Origin of the sequence: Bacillus sp. AM 13(2015) (assembly GCF_001518755.1) — a bacterium.
Classification (GTDB): Bacteria; Bacillota; Bacilli; order Bacillales; family Bacillaceae; genus Bacillus; species Bacillus safensis.
Genome location: NZ_LKCP01000004.1, coordinates 1 through 22,681 on the forward strand (window position 1 = coordinate 1; position 22,681 = coordinate 22,681).

At 42.1% G+C, this 22,681-nt stretch carries 21 protein-coding genes and 2 pseudogenes; 13 read left to right on the forward strand and 10 right to left on the reverse strand.

Translation table 11 applies throughout. The features are described from left to right. The 4 genes and pseudogenes from AOQ70_RS00845 to AOQ70_RS00860 all read left to right on the forward strand — a co-directional run. Nucleotides 1–203: pseudogene (locus AOQ70_RS00845) on the forward strand (MarR family transcriptional regulator); the annotation flags it as partial. Nucleotides 204–314: 111 nt separating this feature from the next. Continuing rightward, the gene (locus tag AOQ70_RS00850) at nucleotides 315–545 is read left to right on the forward strand and encodes a hypothetical protein (RefSeq protein WP_052468281.1); all 231 of its coding nucleotides are present in this window, start codon (nucleotides 315–317) and stop codon (nucleotides 543–545) included. Continuing rightward, nucleotides 542–1,003: a DUF523 domain-containing protein gene (locus AOQ70_RS00855; protein WP_039176138.1), complete on the forward strand. Its 462-nt coding sequence runs from the start codon at nucleotides 542–544 to the stop codon at nucleotides 1,001–1,003. Before AOQ70_RS00850 ends, AOQ70_RS00855 begins: the two co-directional genes overlap by 4 nt. A gap of 135 nt (nucleotides 1,004–1,138) precedes the next feature. Next, a complete protein-coding gene (locus AOQ70_RS00860; RefSeq protein ID WP_231730798.1) occupies nucleotides 1,139–1,765 on the forward strand; it encodes a protein rep in 627 nt (208 codons plus the stop codon). Nucleotides 1,766–1,812: 47 nt separating this feature from the next. Here AOQ70_RS00860 and AOQ70_RS00865 read toward each other — a convergent pair whose 3' ends face one another. Next, a complete protein-coding gene (locus tag AOQ70_RS00865) occupies nucleotides 1,813–2,133 on the reverse strand; it encodes a hypothetical protein (RefSeq protein WP_039176139.1) in 321 nt (106 codons plus the stop codon). A gap of 102 nt (nucleotides 2,134–2,235) precedes the next feature. On the opposite strand from AOQ70_RS00865, the gene AOQ70_RS00870 reads away from it, so the two are divergent. After that, entirely contained in the window at nucleotides 2,236–3,345 is a 1,110-nt protein-coding gene (locus AOQ70_RS00870; protein WP_039176142.1) for an amidase domain-containing protein, read from the forward strand. A 180-nt stretch (nucleotides 3,346–3,525) separates the two neighbouring features. On the opposite strand, the gene AOQ70_RS00875 is transcribed toward AOQ70_RS00870, so the two are convergent. Next, complete coding sequence (locus tag AOQ70_RS00875) at nucleotides 3,526–3,810, reverse strand: hypothetical protein (RefSeq protein ID WP_039176144.1); 285 nt, start codon at nucleotides 3,808–3,810, stop codon at nucleotides 3,526–3,528. Nucleotides 3,811–4,183: 373 nt separating this feature from the next. Between AOQ70_RS00875 and AOQ70_RS00880 the strand changes: the two genes are divergently transcribed. After that, nucleotides 4,184–5,011: an aldo/keto reductase gene (locus tag AOQ70_RS00880; RefSeq protein WP_059374517.1), complete on the forward strand. Its 828-nt coding sequence runs from the start codon at nucleotides 4,184–4,186 to the stop codon at nucleotides 5,009–5,011. A 36-nt stretch (nucleotides 5,012–5,047) separates the two neighbouring features. On the opposite strand, the gene AOQ70_RS00885 is transcribed toward AOQ70_RS00880, so the two are convergent. Continuing rightward, nucleotides 5,048–6,145 (reverse strand): iron-containing alcohol dehydrogenase family protein, encoded by a 1,098-nt coding sequence (locus AOQ70_RS00885; protein ID WP_082700794.1) that lies wholly within the window; start codon nucleotides 6,143–6,145, stop codon nucleotides 5,048–5,050. A gap of 195 nt (nucleotides 6,146–6,340) precedes the next feature. Between AOQ70_RS00885 and trhO the strand changes: the two genes are divergently transcribed. Together trhO and AOQ70_RS00895 are read left to right on the forward strand one after the other, a co-directional pair. Further along, nucleotides 6,341–7,309 carry an oxygen-dependent tRNA uridine(34) hydroxylase TrhO gene (trhO, locus tag AOQ70_RS00890; protein ID WP_039176148.1) on the forward strand — a complete coding sequence of 323 codons (969 nt, stop codon included), beginning with the start codon at nucleotides 6,341–6,343 and terminating at the stop codon, nucleotides 7,307–7,309. A gap of 342 nt (nucleotides 7,310–7,651) precedes the next feature. Continuing rightward, nucleotides 7,652–9,271, forward strand: a complete 1,620-nt coding sequence (locus tag AOQ70_RS00895) for an APC family permease (protein ID WP_059374518.1) — start codon at nucleotides 7,652–7,654, stop codon at nucleotides 9,269–9,271. Between the two features lie 35 nt (nucleotides 9,272–9,306). On the opposite strand, the gene AOQ70_RS00900 is transcribed toward AOQ70_RS00895, so the two are convergent. Beyond that, nucleotides 9,307–9,549, reverse strand: a complete 243-nt coding sequence (locus AOQ70_RS00900) for a hypothetical protein (protein WP_231730799.1) — start codon at nucleotides 9,547–9,549, stop codon at nucleotides 9,307–9,309. A gap of 144 nt (nucleotides 9,550–9,693) precedes the next feature. Between AOQ70_RS00900 and licT the strand changes: the two genes are divergently transcribed. The 5 genes from licT to arr all read left to right on the forward strand — a co-directional run bounded on the left by licT (nucleotide 9,694) and on the right by arr (nucleotide 14,960). After that, the gene (gene licT, locus AOQ70_RS00905; protein ID WP_048238207.1) at nucleotides 9,694–10,530 is read left to right on the forward strand and encodes a BglG family transcription antiterminator LicT; all 837 of its coding nucleotides are present in this window, start codon (nucleotides 9,694–9,696) and stop codon (nucleotides 10,528–10,530) included. 235 nt (nucleotides 10,531–10,765) lie between these two features. Beyond that, nucleotides 10,766–12,625 carry a beta-glucoside-specific PTS transporter subunit IIABC gene (locus AOQ70_RS00910; protein ID WP_059374520.1) on the forward strand — a complete coding sequence of 620 codons (1,860 nt, stop codon included), beginning with the start codon at nucleotides 10,766–10,768 and terminating at the stop codon, nucleotides 12,623–12,625. Nucleotides 12,626–12,644: 19 nt separating this feature from the next. Beyond that, nucleotides 12,645–14,066: a glycoside hydrolase family 1 protein gene (locus tag AOQ70_RS00915; RefSeq protein WP_059374522.1), complete on the forward strand. Its 1,422-nt coding sequence runs from the start codon at nucleotides 12,645–12,647 to the stop codon at nucleotides 14,064–14,066. A gap of 153 nt (nucleotides 14,067–14,219) precedes the next feature. Then, the gene (locus AOQ70_RS00920) at nucleotides 14,220–14,432 is read left to right on the forward strand and encodes a hypothetical protein (RefSeq protein WP_058837241.1); all 213 of its coding nucleotides are present in this window, start codon (nucleotides 14,220–14,222) and stop codon (nucleotides 14,430–14,432) included. A 111-nt stretch (nucleotides 14,433–14,543) separates the two neighbouring features. Further along, nucleotides 14,544–14,960 carry an NAD(+)--rifampin ADP-ribosyltransferase gene (arr, locus tag AOQ70_RS00925; protein ID WP_048238203.1) on the forward strand — a complete coding sequence of 139 codons (417 nt, stop codon included), beginning with the start codon at nucleotides 14,544–14,546 and terminating at the stop codon, nucleotides 14,958–14,960. Nucleotides 14,961–15,022: 62 nt separating this feature from the next. Here arr and AOQ70_RS00930 read toward each other — a convergent pair whose 3' ends face one another. From AOQ70_RS00930 to AOQ70_RS00955, 6 genes and pseudogenes are all read right to left on the reverse strand, one after another. After that, on the reverse strand, nucleotides 15,023–16,942 hold the full coding sequence (locus AOQ70_RS00930) for a BglG family transcription antiterminator (protein ID WP_059374524.1): 1,920 nt from the start codon (nucleotides 16,940–16,942) through the stop codon (nucleotides 15,023–15,025). Next, nucleotides 16,939–17,822, reverse strand: a pseudogene (locus AOQ70_RS00935) (ROK family protein). Before AOQ70_RS00935 ends, AOQ70_RS00930 begins: the two are co-directional and overlap by 4 nt. 56 nt (nucleotides 17,823–17,878) lie before the next feature. Then, nucleotides 17,879–20,542, reverse strand: a complete 2,664-nt coding sequence (gene mngB / locus AOQ70_RS00940; RefSeq protein ID WP_059374525.1) for a mannosylglycerate hydrolase — start codon at nucleotides 20,540–20,542, stop codon at nucleotides 17,879–17,881. Between the two features lie 28 nt (nucleotides 20,543–20,570). Beyond that, nucleotides 20,571–21,689: a PTS fructose transporter subunit IIC gene (locus tag AOQ70_RS00945; protein WP_024424401.1), complete on the reverse strand. Its 1,119-nt coding sequence runs from the start codon at nucleotides 21,687–21,689 to the stop codon at nucleotides 20,571–20,573. 34 nt (nucleotides 21,690–21,723) lie between these two features. After that, nucleotides 21,724–22,053 carry a PTS fructose transporter subunit IIB gene (locus AOQ70_RS00950; RefSeq protein WP_024424400.1) on the reverse strand — a complete coding sequence of 110 codons (330 nt, stop codon included), beginning with the start codon at nucleotides 22,051–22,053 and terminating at the stop codon, nucleotides 21,724–21,726. Beyond that, the gene (locus tag AOQ70_RS00955) at nucleotides 22,050–22,508 is read right to left on the reverse strand and encodes a PTS sugar transporter subunit IIA (protein ID WP_047204093.1); all 459 of its coding nucleotides are present in this window, start codon (nucleotides 22,506–22,508) and stop codon (nucleotides 22,050–22,052) included. Before AOQ70_RS00955 ends, AOQ70_RS00950 begins: the two co-directional genes overlap by 4 nt. Between the last annotated feature and the right edge of the window lie 173 nt (nucleotides 22,509–22,681).

Genomic DNA, 22,681 nt, shown 5'->3' on the forward strand with positions numbered 1-22,681 from the left:
GTATGGTGGACTATTGTCACCGGCAAGGGGATAAGAAATCTGTCTATTATTTTTTGACAGAGGAAGGGCAGCAATTGGCTGCGTTGCATGATGAACTACATGATAAAGCCGTCACGTCCTATTTAGAATTTCTCCATCAGTTTCATGAGGATGAATTACAAGTCATTGAGCGCTTCTTAAAGGCTTGGAAAGAAAAGATATAGATAAAAAACCGAAACCATCGCACAAAAGGAGATGATGGTTTCGGTTTTTTTATGGTAAAATTAACATATATTAACGTTGTTCTTGGCCGTGATGAAAGGGAGGAAGCCTCATTGGAGAAAGAAATGATAGAAAATTATAAAAAATACGCATTCATCATGCCATTCGTGGGATTGTTTGTCAGCTTGCTATTATTTGTTTACTTTTTTGGCATCACAGGAGTTGAAGGATCAATTTGGGCTGCTGCTTTGTATTGTGCTCTGCCCTTTTTGGTGAATACGATATGTTTCTTGCCTGTCTGTATTTATTTTAAAGTCAGCAAAAAAAGTGAGGAACATACATGATTGTCGTCAGTGCTTGTCTTGCTGGGTTGAAGGTTCGTTATAATGGCAGCCATCGATTAGATCAGCGTATTGAAGAGCTTGTTCAAGAGGGAAAGGCAGTCACAGTTTGTCCTGAGTTGCTTGGCGGCTTCTCCACGCCAAGACCTCCCGCGGAAATTATTGGCGGAGACGGATATGATGTATTACAGGGTCTCGCCTCCGTGATTGATGTGCATGGAACTGATGTCACGGAGATGTATGTAAAAGGTGCGACGGCCACGCTGGAACAGGTTCAGTCTCTGAAAGCAACAGCGGTTGTGCTAAAAGAGTATAGCCCTTCATGCGGGAGCCGGATGATTTATCAGGGAGAGTTTAATGGGAAGACAAAAGCGGGAGATGGTGTGACGTCCGCTTTGCTGAAACAGCATGGGATTCAAGTGTTCTCTGAAGAGGATGATTGGATTTCGTTGTTTCAATAGGTGTAGCGAATAGAAGGAGGAGATAGGTTGAAAAAGCCAAAAAAGCCTCAAAAGAGTCTTATTTGATCATGGTGTATGAGAATAAGTGTTGAAGAAGCAAACAGGCAATATAAGCCTGCATGGATATTTCTCACTTTGACAGTTAGAAACGTTGATGGGGACGACCTGAAACAGGCGATTTCAGATATGATGAAAGCGTGGAACCGATTGTTTGGATATAAAGCTGTGAAAACTTCGGTTCTTGGATATTTTAGAGCTTTAGAGATTACAAAACATCATGAACAAAATACATACCACCCTCATTTTCATGTACCAATTCCCGTGAAGAGAAGCTATTTCACTGGTAAACGTTATATAAAGCAGGCAGAGTGGACAAGCCTTTGGAAGCGTGCGATAAAATTGGATTATACACCGATTGTTCACGTGCAGCGGGTCAAAGGAAAAAAGGGAATTAATGCGGAATCGATTGAAAAAGAAGTGCACGCAGAAATGGAAGAGCAGAAAGCTATTTTAGAGATTTCTAAGTATCCAGTGAATGACGTGATACAAGGTAATGAAGTGACTGAGGAAAATTTGGATACGGTCTATTATTTAGATGACGCACTTAGTGCACGGCGGTGGATCTGCTATGGTGGGATTTTGAAGGAGATTCATAAGGAACTCAATTTGACTGATGCTGATGATGGGGATCTTGTCAGAATTGAAGAAGATGATGATGAGGTAGCCAATGAGACGTTTGAGGTCATGGCACGTTGGCATTAAGAATTACATAATTAATTAAAGCAGGCTTATATAAGCCTGCTTTATTTTTATGGAGCTGTTCCACAATTAACTTTGTACTCACCTTCTGTTACCTTTTTAGAATAACATATAGATGGATTTCCAGCTTTGTTTTTCCAGGCATTAAATAATATTAAAGAGTAAAGACTACTTGAAGGATCATCACTTTCTTTTTTTTGGAGAATTGTGAAATAGCTTTGATACGGGTATCCTTGCTTATAAATTTCGTGTCTTATAGCACCTTTTTCCGAGGAGTTATTGAAGAATACTGGTGAAAGAGGTGGCATTAATATTAATACAATTAGTAGTGTTGCTAATATTGATAAGATAATTTTAGTTCTCTTTCTCATTTTTTCCTCCTATTTTCCTTTATTCCTTTATGTATAATATGTTATATTACTAATTATGTAAATGATAAATGTTACCTATATTATAAAACATTGGAGGATTTTATGAAGAAAATTTTATTAACTTTTGCTTTTGTTTGCTTGTTAACTTTGCTTTTTGTATCTAATAATGTAGTTGCTTCATCTGAGAATGAAGAACAAGAGAAGGTCTATGTATCTAAAGATATAGGATTAAAAGAATTGAAAGTGATGCTTGAACAACAGAAGACTGATTTTCAAAATAATGAGCCTTTTGCTCATAAAAATGTTTCGAAATTAACAGACACAGATGAAGCTGTTCTTGTATTTTATGCTACGACTAGCGTTGATAAACAAAAATTGAAAAGTTTCACATATGAAATAGAAGATGTTGAAACGTATAAGCAAGGAAGTAAGACTTTTGTTGAAGCTTATATTATTAGAAATTTTGTGTTTGGAAAAGATAACGTTGAAACTAGTTTAGGTGACAATATTAAATTAGATATTACAAAAGAGAATGTGAGTAAACAGTCCAAAACTTTGATGAAGAAGGCTTCGATTTCCGAGTCTCCTACTTTAGAATTTGAAAATGAAGGTCAAGATTCTTCTGATATTAAATTGGATCAATTTTTAAAAAATTATAAAGAAGAGGTTCAAGAAAATAAAAAAAATGAAGTTAATACTGCTAAATCTTTAAGTAGTTCTGAACTAGTAGTTTCAGCTTCTTCTGTTAAAGGATATAATCGTTGGAAAGCTATGCAATATGCGGAAAAATATGCATTAAAACCAAACAAGAGTTATAAATATTGGAAAAATGCTGATTGTACTAATTTTGTATCTCAAGCATTAAGAGCGGGTTCTATGCCATACTTTAAAGAATGGAAACCTTATACAAATGCTTGGATTAATGCAGGTTCTTTTAGAAACTATATACTTGAACCGGGTGGTATAAAAATGAAAACCGTGAAAGATGTATATGAGAATGCAGCACTTGGAGATGTATATCATTATGATTATAATAATAAAATAGGTTTACCTTGGCCTGATGGTTGGATGGATCATACAGCAATTGTTACAAGTCGTGCTAATTACAAGATCTATGTCAGTTATCATACTAATAATAGAAAAAATGTTACCCGAGAATATTTTACTTCTAAACAGGGTGGAAAACGTTATTTATCTAGTATTCGTAATTAAAGATATTTTCAATTATAAGGATGATTGTGGTTTGAAGAAGCAGAAGAAGCCGACTATTGAGTCGGCTTCTTCTGAAATCGAGAGATTTTAGCACTCACACATGGGTGTCCTATTTTCAAAATTGCCACCACCTTTTTTGTTGAGCAGCAGCATTCTGTTTTTTCATTTCTTCATTTTTTTTTAAGTCTCTATGAGGTGTTTGTCGCGTTCCTCAAGCTTAGCTTCGATGTAGTATTGCTGTTCGTTAATTGTCTGAATAAGAGATTGAATGATTTGTTTTTGTTCATTCATTTGTGAGTTGAGAGTATTCTTTATTTCCTCTATCGACTCATTCAGCGTCAATACTGTACTTTCTGTATGATTGTCTATTGTGATAGTGATTGGATGTCCCTCATTAGTGAGGATGGTCTCAATGTTTTCTATAGACTTTCCTTCTACGTATAAACCACGAATTTTTTTAAGCAAAGGAATGGACTCATTTGCTTTTCCGTTTTTCTATATGTTCAAATGATGACCATGTTGACGAATGTATCCTCGTAATGTGGTATCTGGGATTTGAAGTTCTTTCTCTAATGATTTGATAGAGGGCCATTTTTCTTGGTTATCCATATAATTTCACCACCGCGTTCACCATACGATGACTTTCTATGATCAGGCATTTCTAACGGCATATAATTTTTCTAAAAAGAAAGATCAAACAAGCGAATACCAAATCGTTGACGCCAATCAGGTCGATATAGGACAATATATCAAATAACACCAACGAACATTCATGCATGATCAATAGAAAATTCGGGTATAGTGCTTGGTAAGTAAAAAGGAAGCGGAGGTTTGTTTGATGAGTGGATTAACAGATACAGTCACATTAGCAAATGGAGTAAAAATGCCGAAGCTTGGCTTTGGTGTATGGCAGGTAAAAGATGGAGAAGAGGCTGTAAATGCCGTCAAAGACGCTCTTGAAGCGGGCTATCGCAGCATTGATACAGCAGCAGCCTATCAAAATGAAGAAGGGGTAGGCAAAGCCATTCAGCAATCAGGCATCTCTCGCGATGATCTATTCATTACGACAAAGGTCTGGAATAATGATCAAGGCTATGAATCAACACTCGAAGCCTTTGAAACAAGTATGAACAAGCTGGGGCTAGATGTATTAGACCTTTATTTAATTCATTGGCCTGTTGAAGGCAAATATAAAGAAACATGGAAAGCGCTAGAAAAACTATATAAGGATGGACGCGTTCGAGCGATCGGAGTGTGTAATTTCCATCAGCATCATTTAGAGGATTTATTGGAAGAGGCAGAAGTTGTGCCAATGGTGAATCAAATCGAGCTGCATCCGAAGCTGACGCAGGAGCCTTTACGAGACTACTGCAAATCGAAAGGAATTCATGTAGAGGCGTGGTCGCCATTAGGCAGCGGGAAGCTTCTAAACCATCCTGTTCTTCAGGATATCGCGAAAAAACATGACAAGTCAGTAGCGCAAGTGATTCTTCGCTGGGACTTGCAGCATGGCATTATCACCATTCCAAAATCTGTGACGAAGAGCCGAATCATCGAAAACACAGAAGTCTTCGATTTCGAGCTGTCCACACATGAGATGGGTGTTATTGATCAGCTCAATGAAGATGAGCGCACAGGTCCAGATCCAGATAACTTTAATTTTTAATCGAAAGAAAAGCACAGGTGCGATGCCTGTGCTTTTTTATTTGCCTTCATGTGTAGACATTTTTTGAGGTTGAAAGGTCTCAATGATTTGAATGGCGTCGATAATCTTTTCTTTAGCATAGTCTCCAATCAAACAAAAGGTTTCATCTTTACGTGCAGCATGGTTTGCCACTGTAAGTGCCGCCTCGTCCAGCTGAGTTGTAATACCAAGATCGCGCATATTTTTAGGTAATCCAAGTGTTTGGTAGAGTTCAAGTAATTCCTCTACCTCGGACATTCGGTTTTCTGCGGCAAGCTGGACAAGGATGCCATAAGCCACTTTTTGTCCATGTAACACATGATGTGTTTCTTCAATAAATGTCAATCCATTATGAATGGCATGGGCTCCTGCCATTCTTCCATAACGTCCCCCATAGCCTCCGACTGTTCCGGCTAACGTAATAATCGTATCTGTTACATCTGCAAATGCTTGTGAAAACTGACCTGTTTTTAAGCTGTTCACCGCTTCTTCACTATGAGCAAGAAGAATGTCTCGAACATATACCGCCTGCTTTAGTGCAGCATGCACCATGAGCGGCAAGGCGCCTTTTGTGTTACGAATAATCGCTTCCGCTTCATACCATTTTGCCAGCGTATCACCAATTCCGCTTTGAAGGTAGGAAAGAGGAGAGGAAAGCAAAAAAGTATGATCAATTACGGTGAGATAGCTGGATCGTTTATGATAATCGACTCTCATGAAATTACCCTTTTCATCATAAATGACGCTGAGTGGTGTAGAGGCAGCACAAGTGCCGGGAATCGTTGGTACCATGATAACTTCGATTTGAAGAGCGTCTGCAACTGATTTGGCGGTATCTAAAATCGTTCCGCCTCCGATGCCAATAATCACATCTGACCCGTTAAGCTCTTCTGCGATCCGTGTAACCGCATTGGGTGAACTGTATCCTTTGTGCTGAATGACAGGCCACTCGGTCGGCAGCTTTGTGTATTGTGAAAAAGCTTGGTATGAATCATATCCTGTCACCACAGCAGGTGACTGAAAAGCAGATACAAGGGAATCTAGTTCATGATATATTCCCTTTTGTGAAATAAATTGGTTAGGACCGCTTCTGACAATATCTTCTGGCTGGATCATGGATCATCATTGCTCCTTTACTACATCATATTATTCATAAATCATCTCATTTTACAGAAAGTTCTGTCAAATAAATATGAGAAGAAAGACCCTTCCGTTTTATGGAATTAAGCCGCCGACATTGCCTTTAGGTATGTATTTCCTGTATGATAAAGAATGGTATGTTTTGATTAAATTTAAGAGGTGTTTATATAGATGGAAAAACAATATCGCGTTTTACTTTACTATCAATATGTCCCCATTGAGGATCCAGAGACGTTTACAGCAGAGCATTTAGCATTCTGTAAGGAGCTTGGTTTGTTAGGCCGTATCCTCGTGTCAGCAGAAGGATTGAATGGAACTGTTTCTGGAACCATCGAGCAAACGGACAAGTACATGCAAGCGTTAAAAGAAGATCCGCGCTTTGCGTCTATGCCGATCAAAATTGACGAAGCAGATGGTCATGCTTTTAAGAAAATGCATGTCCGCCATCGGAATGAACTAGTGAACCTTAGCCTTGAGGATGACGTGAATCCGTTAGAATTAACGGGGAAACATCTTAGCCCGGTCGAATTTTACGAGCAAATGCAATCACCTGATACTGTTGTGATTGATGCACGTAATGATTACGAGTTTGATGTGGGTCACTTCAGAGGGGCAGTCCGTCCTGATATTGAGACATTCCGTGAATTACCTGAGTGGATTCGTGATAATAAAGAGATTCTTGAAGGGAAAAAAATCCTGACTTATTGCACAGGCGGCGTACGCTGTGAGAAATTCTCCGGCTGGTTAAAGCGTGAAGGCTTTGAAGATGTCTCTCAGCTTGACGGCGGAATTGTCACTTACGGAAAAGACCCAGAAGTACAAGGAAAGCTATGGGACGGTCAATGCTATGTATTTGATAATCGCTTAACAGTACCAGTGAATCAAACAGAGCATGTGGTTGTCGGAAAAGATTTCTTCACTGGTGAGCCTTGCGAGCGTTATGTGAACTGTGCGAACCCTGCATGTAACCGCAAGATGATTGCCACTGAAGAGAGTGAGCATAAATATATGCGCAGCTGCAGTCATGAATGCCGCACAAGCGAACGGAACCTGTATGTGAAACAGCACAATTTATCTGAAGAGGAAGTTCAAGAGAGACTAGCTGTCATTGAAAAAGAACAAGCGATTTCACAAGGATAGAGGGAACCCCCTCTATCCTTTTTTTCTATACATGGCGGGGTTTAGAAGGGAGAGGAAGTCATTTCCTCTATCTTTTTTGTTTTGTTTTTTTCAAAATAAGGGTAAAGGTAGTTATTCAGTCTAATAGATTGAACAGTTGAAAAAGCGCTTTCTTTTGAAATAAGCATGTTCGACTATTTCAGAAAATGAAGAATTGAGAGATAATATAACAGGCGAAAAAATGAACAAGGGTAAAGGTTCATTAGAAGAAATATTTGCCAGTAAAATGAAAAGTGAGCTGCTTTGAAAGAGAGATGCTTGCTTGACACATGCTCTGTATTTTAATCGAAAGGTGTTATGAACATGAATCATTTGCATCGTAGGATGGGAACTTTCGCTTTAATGATGGTAGGTCTTGGCTCAATCATTGGTTCAGGATGGCTCTTCGGTGCTTGGCGTGCGGCTCAAATCGCCGGCCCTGCTGCTATTTTATCCTGGCTGATTGGGATGGTTGTGATTTTATTCATCGCTTTGTCTTATAGTGAACTCGGATCGATGTTTCCAGAGGCAGGCGGAATGGTGAAATATACGCAATATTCACACGGATCTTTTATTGGGTTTATTGCAGCTTGGGCGAACTGGATCGCCATCGTTTCTGTCATTCCTGTTGAGGCGGTTGCTTCTGTCCAGTACATGAGCTCGTGGCCTTGGGAGTGGGCAAAGTGGACAACCCATTTGGTTACAAAAGGGGTGTTGACGACAGAAGGGCTTATGGTTGCCAGTGTGCTTCTTGTGATTTACTTTCTGCTGAATTATTGGACAGTTGGGTTATTTTCAAAAGCGAATACATTCATTACCGTGTTTAAAATTGTTATTCCAGGATTAACAATTGGTGCGCTCTTATTCGTAGGTTTTCATAGTGAGAATTTTACTTCTGGAACAAGTATTGCTCCTAACGGCTGGGCGAGTGTGCTGACGGCTGTTGCGACATCAGGGATTGTGTTTGCCTTCAATGGCTTCCAAAGCCCGATTAATATGGCCGGTGAGGCAAAAAATCCAGGTCGGTCGATTCCAATCGCCATTGTCGGATCGATTTTCATTGCAACTGTGATTTATGTCCTTTTACAAATCGCCTTTATCGGTGCTGTTGATCCATCTATGATTGTGAATGGATGGGGCCATTTGAATTTCAACTCGCCATTTGCGGACCTTGCCATTGCACTTGGGATTAACTGGCTTGTTCTGATTTTATATGCGGATGCATTTGTGTCACCTTCTGGTACAGGAATTACGTATACCGCAACGACGTCTCGTATGATTTATGGAATGGAAAAAAACAAATACATGCCAAGTGTGCTTGGCCGTCTGCACCCTATTTACGGCGTGCCTCGTCCAGCAATGTTTTTTAACTTAGCCGTATCGTTTATCTTTCTGTTTTTATTTAGAGGCTGGGGTGTGCTTGCTGAAATTATCTCTGTCGCAACGCTCATTTCTTATTTGACTGGACCAGTGACCGTCATGACGCTGAGAAAAACAGGGACAGATTTATATCGACCGCTTCGAGTAAAAGGACTCAGCATCATTGCTCCCCTCGGCTTTATCTTTGCCTCATTGACGCTGTATTGGGCAAGATGGCCGTTAACAGGTCAGGTGCTGTTCATTATTCTCATTGGTCTCCCTATCTATTTTTACTATCAAGCAAAAGCGAAGTGGAAAGGCTTCGGCCGGAACTTTAAAGCGGGTGCTTGGATGGTTGTGTACCTGCTTGTGATGATGACGATTTCCTGCCTTGGCAGTGACAAATTCGGGGGCTATAACGTCATTCATTATGGCTGGGACATGGCACTGATTACAGTGGTTGCTCTGTTATTTTATATGTGGGCACTCAAAAGTGGATATGAAACAGAATTTTTAGAAGATGCGAAAAAAATTAATGATGAGCTGCGTGCTTCTCAGAAAGAAGCTGCGGCAACCAAAGAATAAAGAAACGGCTGCCTGAACATTGCGGGCAGCCGTTTTTATTTGGATGAATGATGCATCACATGCTGCTTCAGCCAAGTGGTGACGCCGCGCAAAACGGCAGCTGTGACAAGTGAAATGAGCACATATCTCCAAAGCTGACCTAAGCTTGTCCACTCAGCCAGAACACGATGCCTAGAATGATGAGGGTGAACATGAGAAAGAATAAAAATGATGCAGACCAGAAAAAAGCCTTCATAGAAGGTCACCTCCTCTGGAGTAATGTATGCAGGCTGATGCACGATCAGACCAGTAATGATGAGGTAGAATAATTTATGAATTATATTGCAAAAGTCAGATAAAAAACACCAAGTGATTTGACAGTTGTGTTAAGATGAGAGCATATTTTGAGTAAAGTTGTTGGTGATAGACGGAGGTGTTTGGAAATGCAGATTCAAAAGGTTCTAAACAATAATGTCATTAGTGTCATAGATGAACAAGGGAAAGAAATCGTCGTCATGGGCAGAGGCATTGCTTTCAAGCGACGTCCCGGCGACCCGGTGGACGAAGCGTTAATTGATAAAGTCTTCCGCCTAGAGGATCATTCCGTTCACGAGCGGATGAAAATGCTGCTTCAAGAGGTTCCGTATGATGTGGTCAAGGTGACGGAGGAAATGATCCAATATGCACATACAAAGCTGAACCGAAGATTAAACGAAAGTCTGCATGTATCGCTGGCAGACCATATTCATTACGCCATCGAACGGTTGAAGAAAAATCATCTGATTGAGAATTCGCTGATTTGGGAGATTAAACGCTTATACAAAGATGAATTTCTTGTCGCAAAGGACTGTCTTGAGATGATTGAAGAGCGTCTTCATATTGAACTGCCTGAGGATGAAGCAGGCTTTATTGCGATGCATATCATTAACGCAGAGCTCAATGAGGATATGAATACGACGGTCAATATTACAAAGGAAGTCAATGCCATTCTCACCATTGTGAAATATCATCTCAACATGGAATTTGATGAAGACTCACTCAACTTTTATCGTTTTCTCACGCATTTGCGCTTTTTCGTCCAGCGTCTGATTAATGAAACACTGCTTGTCAGCGAAGATCAGGACTTATATCAGCTGATCAAAGTGAAATATCCGAAAGCATACGATTGCGCAAAGAAAATCGCAGAATATGTCTATCAAACCTATCACCGAGATCTCACATCAGAGGAGATGCTGTATCTATCAATTCATTTGAATCGACTGATCAAACGAGAAAAATAATGATAGATTTTAAAAGAAAGCGTTGACATGAGAAAAGGTGAGTGGTACTATTTGCTCATAAACATAAAAGAATACGGTTTCACAATGATCGTCTTAGAGGATTGTGACTGTTCGGCAGGCAAAACCTAAACGTTCACTAAAAAAGCGCAACAGCAAGCTGCGACTATTTTTGGTGCCCGTTTAGGTTTTTATTTTGCCCAAAAACGTATTTTTTTCAAAAAAAGGGGGTTTTTGTATGAGTCATCGTCAATTAGCAGAAGACATTATCAAGCACATTGGCACAGAGAAAAACGTTCATTCATTGGTGCATTGCGCCACAAGACTTCGCTTTACTTTAAATGACAGATCAAAAGCAGATAAAGCGGCCATTGAAAAGTTAAATGGTGTCGTCACAGTCATGGAAAGCGGCGGCCAATTTCAAGTGGTCATTGGTAATACCGTACCAGAGGTTTATCGAGAAATTGGAGAGTTTACGAATCTATTAGAGGATTCCTCTGCTTCATCTGCAAAATCAGGTGAAGAGAGCACAAGCCTTTTCGGAAAATTCGTCGACATTGTATCGGGGATTTTTACACCACTTCTCGGTGTCATGGCGGGTGCAGGTATTTTAAAAGGTCTATTAGGTATTTGTATCAATGCGAAATGGTTATCTCCTGAAGATACGTCGTATCAAATTTTATTTGCTGCGTCTGACAGCTTGTTCTACTTCCTGCCATTATTGCTCGCATTCACTTCTGCCAGGAAGTTTAAAGCGAATCCGTTTGTCGCTGTGACGATTGCAGGTGCACTGATTTACCCAACTATTCAAGAATTGTCAAAAGGCGGCGGAGATGTGACCTTCTTCGGAATTCCAGTCGTCTTAATGTCTTATACATCTACGGTCATCCCAATCATTTTGGCAGTGTTTGTCATGGGATATATCGAACGTTTCTTTAACAAAGTCATTCATGAAAGTGTTAAAAACTTTATTACACCACTCATTTTACTTGTGACGGTTGTTCCGCTGACACTCATCGTATTTGGACCATTTGGTGTGTATGCAGGGAATGGCATTGCAGCTGTTTTGCTGAAAGTATTCTCCTTTAGTCCTACACTTGCAGGTGCTTTAATTGCGATGGCTTGGCAGATTCTTGTCATCTTCGGTATCCATTGGGGACTTGTGCCAGTGATTTTAAATAATATCGCAGTCCATGGGAAAGATCATATCAAGCCGGCAACTGCGCCAGCGGTCTTCTCACAAGCCGGAGCTTCCATCGGTGTTATGCTGAAAACAAAGAATAAAAAACTGAAATCATTGGCTGGATCAACAGCAGTTTCTGCCGTGTTTGGGATCACAGAGCCAGCTGTATACGGGGTCACGCTTCGTTTGAAAAAACCATTTATTGCAGCTGTTATCTCTGCCGGCGTCGGCGGTGCGATCATCGGTTATTCACAAAGTATTGCGATTGCGTCAGGTCTTCCAAGTTTACTGACACTTCCGATTTTCTACGGTCAAGGCTTTACAGGGTTCATCATCGGAATCTCGGTCTCGTTCGTCCTTTCTATCATCCTAACCTATTTGATTGGATTTAAAGATCCGGTAGAGGAAGATGAAACGCCGGCAGCCGCTCCTGCACCGGCAATTGAAAACGAACAGGGGGTCAAAGCAGCTCATGTGAAAAGTCCTTTAAAAGGCGAGGTCATCAAGCTGGAGGAAGTGCAGGATAAAGCATTCTCATCTGGTGCACTAGGAAAGGGCGCAGCCATCATTCCATCAGAAGGAAAACTGTTTGCACCAGTATCAGGAGTTGTGACAACGGTGTTCCCAACTGGACATGCGTATGGTCTAACATCTGAAAGCGGAGCAGAAGTACTCATTCACATTGGACTGGATACTGTGCAATTAGGCGGAAAGCATTTTACCCAGAAGGTTGTCCAAGGGCAAACCATCACAGAAGGCGAACTGCTTGCTGAGTTTGACATCGAAGCTATCCAAGCTTCAGGCTTGTCAGTCACAACACCCGTTATTATTACCAATTCAGGTGAGTTTAGCGATATCATTGAAACAGAAGAGAAACAAATCACACCAGGACAATCATTTTTACATCTAGTTTAATCAAGAGGAGGAAGGAATCATGAGATATTCAACACTAGCATCATTTCCAAAAGACTTTTTCTGGGGCGGATCTACTTCCGCCTATCAGGTAGAGGGTGCATGGAACGAGGATGGCAAAGGGCCTTCTGTCATTGACATGAGAGCCAGTTATCCTGAAGGCACAACGGATTTTAAAGTCGCAAGCGATCACTATCACCGCTATAAAGAGGACGTGAAGATGTTTGCAGAAATGGGTTTGAAGGCTTACCGCTTTTCCATTGCATGGACACGGATCATTCCAGATGGAGATGGGGAGATCAATCAAAAGGGGATTGAATTCTATCATTCACTCATCGATGAATTGCGCCGCTATGACATTGAACCAATCGTGACAATGTATCATTTTGATCTGCCTCATGCGCTTCAAGTAAAGGGCGGGTGGTCTAACCGCGGGACAGTGGATGCGTTTGAACGCTATGCAGAGGTGCTATTCAAGGAGTATGGTCAGAAGGTGAAATATTGGCTGACCATTAATGAACAAAACATGATGATCTTACATGGATCAGCGCTCGGTACACTTGATCCGAATTTAGAAAATCCGAAAAAAGAACTGTATCAGCAGAATCATCATATGCTCGTTGCACAGGCAAAAGCCATGACGCTTTGTCATCAAATGCTGCCTGAAGCGAAAATTGGACCAGCACCAAACATCGCGCTCATTTATCCGGCTTCTCCAAAGCCTGAAGATGTGCTTGCTGCGGCGAATTACAATGCGATCCGCAACTGGCTTTATCTTGATATGGCTGTGTTCGGGCGTTATAACAACCTTGCTTGGTCGTACATGAAAGAAAAAGACATTCTTCCTGTCATCGAAGAGGGAGATATGGATATTTTGAAAAGCGCGAAACCAGACTTTATTGCCTTTAACTACTACACCTCTCAAACGGTTGAAGCGAGTAAAGGAGATGGCAACGACGAATTTGCACGCGGCGGAGATCAGCATTTGAAATCCGGTGAAGATGGCGTCTACAAAGGCGGTAACAACCCATTCTTAAGCAAAAATGCGTTTGGCTGGGAGATTGACCCTGTCGGCTTCCGTTCAACGATGCGCGAGATTTATGACCGCTATCAGCTGCCGCTTATTATCACGGAAAACGGATTGGGTGCTTTCGACAAGTTAGAAGAAGATGGTTCAATCCAAGATGATTATCGAATTGATTATTTAGAAAAACATATCGAACAAATCAAATGGGCGATCACAGATGGCGTCGAGGTATTCGGATACTGCCCGTGGTCAGCCATCGACTTAATCAGCACACACCAAGGATGCTCCAAGCGCTACGGATTCATCTACGTCAATCGCGACGAATTTGACCTAAAAGACCTCAAGAGAATTCGCAAAAAGAGCTCTTATTGGTATGAAACCTTGATACAGCAAAATGGAGACAACATCGGGAAATAACGATAAAAAAGCCAATCACCTTATGCGGGTGTTTGGCTTTTTTTTGTTCACTTTATTGGCAAGATCATATTGTTCGAGTTGTTCTAACATGATAGTCTGATGATATATTGTAAAAATTGGTTAAATATCCATTATAAGAAAGGGGCTGTTTATATGATGACAATTCTTTATATGTTCTTCCTATTGTTTTTCATTTTTTATGGTTTGAATTATATAGGACAGAAATTAATTGCGAAGGAATATCCAATGAACCATGGAGTGATTGTGACTCTGTCAGCTGTGGAAGGTATTCTTGTTTTCGTCATTGTTGGTGTGAATGCGAAATTCCCATTTTTATTTACAGTATTTATGTCCGTTCACATCTAACTCTCTACTATCATTATACCCCGAATTTAATGAAATTTATAGACTGTTTTCCCCCCATATCTAGCCGTATACTGTTATACGCAAGTCAAAAATGATAAGGGGTGTGGCTGTATGAATGACAAGCAAAAGGTGTTAGATCCTGGGCCATTTTTTCATGGGACAAAAGCGGAATTGAAGATTGGGGATCTGCTTGAACCGCTGCATTTATCCAATTATCAGGATAAAAAATCGAACCATATTTATTTCACCGGAACACTAAACGCAGCCAAATGGGGTGCTGAATTAGCTAGGTCTGATGCAAAAGAAAGAATTTATATTGTAGAACCGTTAGGCGAGTTTGAAAATGATCCAAATGTGACTGATAAAAGATTTCCCGGCAACCCAACACGTTCTTATCGATCGAAATCTCCGTTGAAAATAGTCGCAGAATTAGGTTCATGGGAAAGACATTCCGATGAAGAAATCAATCATATGCTAAGCTCCTTGAAAAAATTAAGTGATGAAGGAAAAAATGTCATCTACGATTGATATTACGTATATTTAAATAACACAAAGGCCGCCTCATGAACTGGGCGGCCTTTTATTTGATCTTATTGGAACAACGCATCCATCAGCTCATCAAATGTTTTGGCTTGCTTGAGGGCGCGAATGCGGTCTGGGTTGTCTAGTAAATCGACGGCCTGTTCAAAGAATTGGTTCATGCAGGCAGCGTCATCCTTATGAATCGCTAGTAAAAAGACAATTGATACTTGGTCTCCCTGCCAGTCAATCGGTTGTTTTAAGTGTGCGATGGCTACAGAGGAAGTCCCTTCATTTGTGATGAGCGGATGTGGCATTGCAATACCGCTGCCAAGATAGGTAGACGACATTTGCTCCCGCTCAAGCACCGAGGACCGAAAAGAAGACGATACTAGCTGATGCGCCTCCAAACGGCTGCATAATATATCTAATACCTCATCCTTGCTGCTTAGGTCAGCATTCATTAAAGTCAATCGCTCTTGAAAAAATGCCATCAGCTCTTTTGAGGGTGCCCCGTGTCCATTTAATAAATGAATGACTTCATTCACACGCTGTATATCATGCTGTTCAAAAAAGGCACTGACTTGAATGACTGGTTTCCCCTTTGATGTGAGTGGAACGGTTGTGATGATGACGTCACACGGCAAAGAGGAGCTCATGAGATAATCCTGATAGGAATAGAGCTCAACGATGTCAAGCTCGTGCTGAAAGGCTGACTTCAATTTAATTTCAAGGAGCCTTGCCGTCCCTAGTCCAGACCCGCACACGATAATGGCTTTCTTTTTTTGCGAGGTGTCGAGCTGACTTCTTTCAAATGAAGCAGCGATATGCAAGGCAACATATGCGGCCTCGTCTTCATTTGGTGTACGCACCAGCTGTAAGGTATTGAGTCCGCTGACAGCCAAATCAAACGGGTAAGGATAGGACGCTTTGATCTCATGCAAAAGCGGATTTTGTAAGGATACGCCATATTGGATTCGATTTAATAGCGGCTTCATATGAAGCATCAAGTCTTGCTGCAGAATGCTGTCATCAGCAAAACGATGGCCGCTTGTTTTTTCAATGTGCTGTAGAAAGACTGTAACCGCCTGTTGAACTTCCACTGTCGTTTGATGCTGGGCGGCTTCTTTCCACGTTTGATTTGCCAATAGATGCATGACTAAGTAATCTGTTTCATCCTCTGATAGGGTCACATAAAAAGTGTCACTCACCTGCTGTATGATTTTTTGTGCAATTCTCATTAAAACTGGTGATCTTTGTGTGCGGACAGTACTAGCGGATACCCGCTGGTTTTTTCGTGTTTGCTGAATCGCAATGGCTAAGTGAATGACTAAATTTTTTAAGGCAATGTCTTTAATGAGCAATGACTCTTGATGCAGGTTTGTCAACACAATAGATCGAATGGTTTCAAGAGATATATCAGGAAAATGGAGCTGCTCCCGCTCAGTGATATGAGAGAGAGCAGGCTCTTCTTCAAGAAGTAAGTCTGCATAGCACGTTCTTTTTTGCAGCTCGTCTCCTTCAATCTTTAAACCAAATCCAGGCTTTGATACAAGGGTCATGCCGTAACGGGCTAACATCTCTCGTCCTTTTTTCAAATCACTGCTGACCGTCATGCGGCTGATAAACAGTTCTTCAGCCAGCTGGTCAATTTTTAAGTAATCTGATTGAAGCAGCAGCTTTCTCATCATAAATCGTACACGCTCCTCTGGCATGACGGGGACAAGAGAGCGGGCAGGAAGTTTTTGTTGATGAAGCCAAAGTAAGAAAGCGTCTTGGTCACTCGTTAAAAGAGTATATCCCTTTCCGCGAATCGTTTTAATTATGGCTCCAGCTTCCTTTAAATACTCATTTGCTTCCTTGATTAAATTGCGGATAGAGCGGTCAGATAAGCGAAAAGAGGCAGTGAGCTCCTCCAGCTTCACGAACCCCTTCGTTTCAAATAGCCGCTGAATCAGCTGATAGGTTCGAGGATCTGCCGTCATCATCATTGCGCGGCTCCTTGCGCCTGTAAGGCATCCGTTCCAAGAGCGATGGCGCCCATTAAACCAGATAATCCATCAAAGGATGGTTTTGTGATAATTTCATGTAAAGGCTTTGGCAGCTGCAAATAGCCGCGAAGCCGCTTGTCCGTTTCATCAAGAATAAGTGGCAGCATAGCTGGCTGTTTCATCACGCCTCCACCTAAAATGATGCGTTCTGGTGAAAGGGTGAGCAGCAGGTTAGCAGTCATCTGCCCGAGATAGTAAGCATGAAGTGACCAGGCAGGATGATCCTCTGGCAGCATGGGTGCCAGTGTATGATAGCGTCCTTCTATGGCAGGTCCAGATGCCAGTCCCTCTAAACAATCATGATGTATAGGACAGCAGCCTCCGTATGTGTCATGAGGATGCCGCTGAACGGTGATATGACCCATTTCTGGATGCAGCAATCCGTGAATAAGGCGATGTTCAATATAGGCACCTCCGCCTATTCCAGTCCCAACAGTAATATAGACCAAGGAGGCAGGTTTTTCTGCTTCAGTTGAAAACGGGCTTCCCCGAGTGCTGCACAGTTCACATCGGTATCAAGCTTCATCGGGATCCCGAGGGCTTGTTTTAAGGTAGAGAGGAAAGGAAATTGGCGCCAGGCCGTTTTTGGTGTGTCTAAAATCGTCCCATAGCTTGGGCTTTGCTCTTTCACATCGACAGGACCGAATGCCCCAATTCCAATTGCATCAACACGATTCTTTGTAAAGTAATCGATCACTTGCCGGCATGTTTCATCTGGATTCCCTGTTGCAAAGGAAGTCATGTGTTCAATCGTTCCGTCTGTTGTTCCGTAGCCGCAGACAAATTTCGTTCCGCCTGCTTCAATGCCTCCAATTCGCATGATCAATGCCCTCCATTAAAGAGGGGCGGAATCCTATGGATCCCGCCCCTACATGTTCATTTTTTCTTTACAATGTAGGTTTGTACCTGACAAGGTGTAAGCGGTTCAATGTGTAATGACCCATGTTGTGCTTTGAGTATCTGTCCTTCAGGTGTTTCTCCTAAATTCGCTGTTTCTCCGTGTTGTAGAGATGAACTATTGATTGAAGCGGCTGTTTGACGCGTTAAATATGGATTGAAGAGACGAATGACAATGCCTGTTCCATGCTCCTCTTTTTTCAGAGCGCTTAGAATGGCTCCATCTGTCTCGATGTCAAGCAGGCTATAAGTAGATTGTAAGTCTTCTTTTTCATCTCGGAAAGAGAAAATTAAACGACCGTTTAAAAAATCTGCGCGCTCGTAGCATTGAACAGGGGTGGTATACCGTTTGGCAAGCTGCGCTAAGTGTCCCTCGCTGACTGCATCCTTGCTATAGTGCATACCAAATGAGAATGACAGTGCACCTTGCAGCTGAGCGTCAGGTGTTTCCACAATTTTTTCCCCAGATGCGCGTCCTGGACGATAAAGGAGATTTTCTTTCCCCATTTTTCCGAAACAGCGGAAGAGCGTATACGCAATCGTTGTGTAACCTTCTCCTGTGATTTGGTATTCTCTCACGCAATCGGTCAACAGAGCGGCACCATATGCCTGATCACGAAGTGCGACAAAGGATTGCATCGGTTCAATGGTGATCGGTTTTTCTTCCCAATGTTCATTGTTCCACCATTCAAGCTCTTGAGTGAGCTCGGTTGGACGTTCGATTGTACCAAACTGTTGATCGCTTAGTGATACGTTTGATGCAATGCCTGTATCAAAAAGAACACGAAGGCGATGATCTAATGCATGGTTATCGACATCTACATGAAAACGGATGACAGCCTCGTCTTTGTTTAATGCCACCTTCGCTGTGATCGGAAGTGAAGTCGCAGCCGATTGCTGAGAGCGCGCCTCTAGGTCATAAGGGACAGTGAGCTGAAGCTTGATGGTCAGCTCCTCTTGCAGACCGCTTTTAGACACTGAGATGTCCGCTGATGAAAGATCTTTTGATGACACATACAGATCCTCACGCGGTGGTGAATAGTTGTAAGAATCCCCATCGTCTCCGTTGTCTTCAAAGATCATTTGCTCAGAGAAGGTCTTTCCTGTTTGTTTGTCTGTGATGTCCAGTGATCCGTTGTCATTTGCCGCAATGCGGTAATGCTTATTTTCGATCACGCGTCCTTCTGTTTGTTCCCACGCAGATTCGCTTGATTCATCGAAGACCATGCTCACTTGTGTATAGCCTACTGACGGTAAGTCGATGGCTTCAATTAGCAGCACGGCTTTCCATACTTGCTTTGGCATGTACACTTCTTTACTTGGGTTAAGAGAAATTTGCTGTGCCAGCACATAATCTGTGACATCGGTTTTGCTTTTCACTGTGTACTGAAGCGTTCGTCCATTTGCATCCTTTAGCGTAAATGGACGTTCCGTGATAAAGGTCTCGACTTCAATGACTTCAGAACGCTTTGAAGGCAGTGTATTGAACAACGTGAACGTGATTTCCTGCTCTGTTTGCAGTCGAATAGTGATGAGACGCATGTGCAAGTCTACAAGATTCTCAGCGATTTCCTTTGCCTGCTTGTAGCGGAAGAAGACATCTTGGTTTGTCGTGTCACTATTACAGCCGCCAATGCTGTCATGCGCTGCATTTTCAAACATAAGGTACCAAATATCGCGAACCGTATCATGCGGATAGTCGTGTCCAAGCGAATAGCTGATCGTTAGGATAGGCTCCATCACATTCACGAGATAGTTTTCGATTTGATTGTTTAAGATTTTTAAATCCGCTCGTGTTGAAAAGATCGATTTGTGAATCCGCATATGCTTCGCGTGAATAAGCTCTCCTTGTAACGTCTCAAAAGATGTCCGCTCTTTTTTCACGGCTGCAATATAATCTTCTAAACTACTGATTTGATAGTGATGCTCGTCAAGCTCATTGGCTTTTTCTAATAAGTCAGGCAGGTTTTTACGGATCGGTGCTTGGTCAAAACCGTTCGGGAAATAGACATTCTTTGTGGTGGCCTTTGCTTGCAGCGCACCAATTTTTTCAGATAAAAAGGCTTGTAAGTCCTCATCCTTCTCAGGAATATTCCCGCCGTAGTAGTAGCCAAATGGCAGGTTCACAGCAAAGACTTCACTGCCGTCAGCGCCGCGCCAATTGAATTCAGTATGATTCGTCATATGGTCAGAAACGCCACGCCAAAATGCTGTATCGACAATGCCGAAGCCGCGATAAATTTGAGGCATTTGTGCCGATTGACCGAAGGAATCAGGGACATAGCCGACTTTCATCACGTGGCCGAACTGCTGACAGCGTTCAATCCCATATTGCAGGTTACGCACAATCGATTCACCTGAAATGACGAGTTGGTCGGTTTGGGTATACCATGGGCCGATGATGAGACGTTTCGCTGTGACGAGTTTCTTGATTCGATTCTCATCCTCTGGACGCCATTTCAAATAATCATCTAATAAGGAAGCCTGGGCATCGAGCATGAAGTAATGGAACCTTTCATCTGTTTCAAGGGTATCTAAAATATCCATTACGCTTTTCATTAAGTAGATACGGGAGCGGGAGGTGGTGAAATACCATTCCCGGTCCCAGTGAGTATGTGGAATCACATGTACATTGACAGTCATTGATCAACGACACCTTTCTTCGTTCAAATTATCCTTCTAGCACAAGGTCAAAATCGTCTTCTTCTTTCTGCTTCTGATCATGTTCCGGCGTTTTTGGCTCTTTTTTCTCAGAGAAATTCACAAGCAGGTTGGCGCCAATACCGATGACGAGTGCGCCAGTAAGGGCTCCGATTAAATAAGCCCACCAGTTTCCGACTGAGAAGAAGCCGTATAGCCCGCCAATTGGCGGCATGATGTCATGAACTCCTAATAATGCTGCGACCCCGCTTCCAACAGCACATGCGACAACATTGAGCGGAATCAATTTCAAAGGATTGACGAGGGTAAAAGGGATCGCCCCTTCCGTAATACCGATAATGCCCATAACAAGTCCGCCTCGTCCGGCTTCTCTAAAGGTTGGAGAGAAGTTGCGTTTTCGAATCAATGTCGCAAGCCCGTATCCAAGCGGTGGAATGACAATCGCAATATTGACAAGAATGGCAGGGAGGTAGACGCCTGATAGGAAGAGCGCGTTACCAGCCATCCATGCTGATTTATTCACCGGTCCGCCAAGATCGAAGCCAATCATCGCACCTAAAATGAGAGCGAGCGCGAGTGTGCTTGTTCCATCAGCGACCATGCCTTTAATCCATTCAATTAATGCCGTGTTCAAAGCGCCTAATGGTCCGCCTAGAAGAACTGACATAAGAAGTCCGGTTAAGCCAACGGTAATCAGCGGCAGGATGAGCAGAGGGACGAGCCCAGCTGCAGAGCCTTGAATTTGAATTTTTCTTTTCACAAAAAGAGCAACATATCCTGCGAAGAAGCCTGCAATGACGGCACCTATAAATCCGGCATTTGTTGAGCTGGCAAGAGCACCGCCGATAAAACCAGCCGCAAGACCTGATTTATCTGCAATGGAATAGGCGATAAATCCAGCGAGCAGGACGTTCATTAAGCCAATGCCTGTCCAGCCAACCTGCTCCATTAAATAGGCACCGTGCAGTATGCCGCCAGCATCCTTATAGGTGTTTAAATCTGAAACACCAAACCCTAACCCGACCAATTTTGCTAAACCAACGATAAGTGAAGCACCGATGATTACAGGAAGAATATAAGAAATACCGGTCATAAGATGGCCTTCAATGACTTTTAATTTTGCTTTCATTTTCTTTGCTCCTTTCTATATGGCATTGCTCATGTTATTGAGATTCAGACTTTTTCTTTTCTACAAGTGCTACGGCTTTGGTGATAATTTGTTCAGCATTTTTTAAGGCACGTCCGATTTCGACACGTACAGTGGGAATGCCTGAGAAGCGTTCTGCATCGTTGATATGCTGATTTGAGGCAATGATGCAGAGGTCTGCCTGCTGTGCTTCCTCTGCTGTAATGCCGTTCACCTGTCCCATAATCCCTTGCTGTTCGATTTTGATCTCGTGTCCGAGTTGTTTACCCGCATTTTCTAACGCTTTGGCTGCCATTGGAGTATGAGCTAACCCTGCTGGACATGAAGTGACACCGACAATTTTCATTGTGTAATCCCCTCTTTCAATTGTTGTTCAATGACTTCGTAATAGTAATCAGCTGTTTGACCTGGTTGAATCTTTTCGATAAAAGCAGGTTCCATTAGGCTTGTCGCAATACCTGACAGTAATTTCAGATGTGTGACATTTGCTTCTTCTAGTGGAACGAGCAGTGTAAATAAATAGCTTGTGGGCAAATCGTCGAAGCTTCCCCATTCAATGGGTTGTTCAAGTTCTAAAAAAAGAAGTGAAGCTGTTTGTACAGCGGAGCTTTTTGTATGTGGAATGGCGAAGCCTTGTTGAAGTCCTGTTGAGACTTCGTCTTCCCGTTTCAATAAATCCGTTAATAGCCCTGCTTGATCGTTTGTAATCTGAAGGTCTTCAGCTTTCTCGGAAATGTATTGTAAAATCTCATTCTTTGATCGTCCGTTTACTTGTGTGAAAACATGATCTTTTTGGAACAAGCTGATCCCTTCTCTCTTGTTTGTTAAGCGCTTACAAGTTGATTGTAATGTACTTTTCAGCATGGTTAAATAGCATCATTTTCCGTTTGAAATGGCAAAAAGTTTATGAAGCTACCCGTCTTGCTGACTGAATATCTCAAATCCTAGCTTAAAACGAGTTAATTATATAAAAA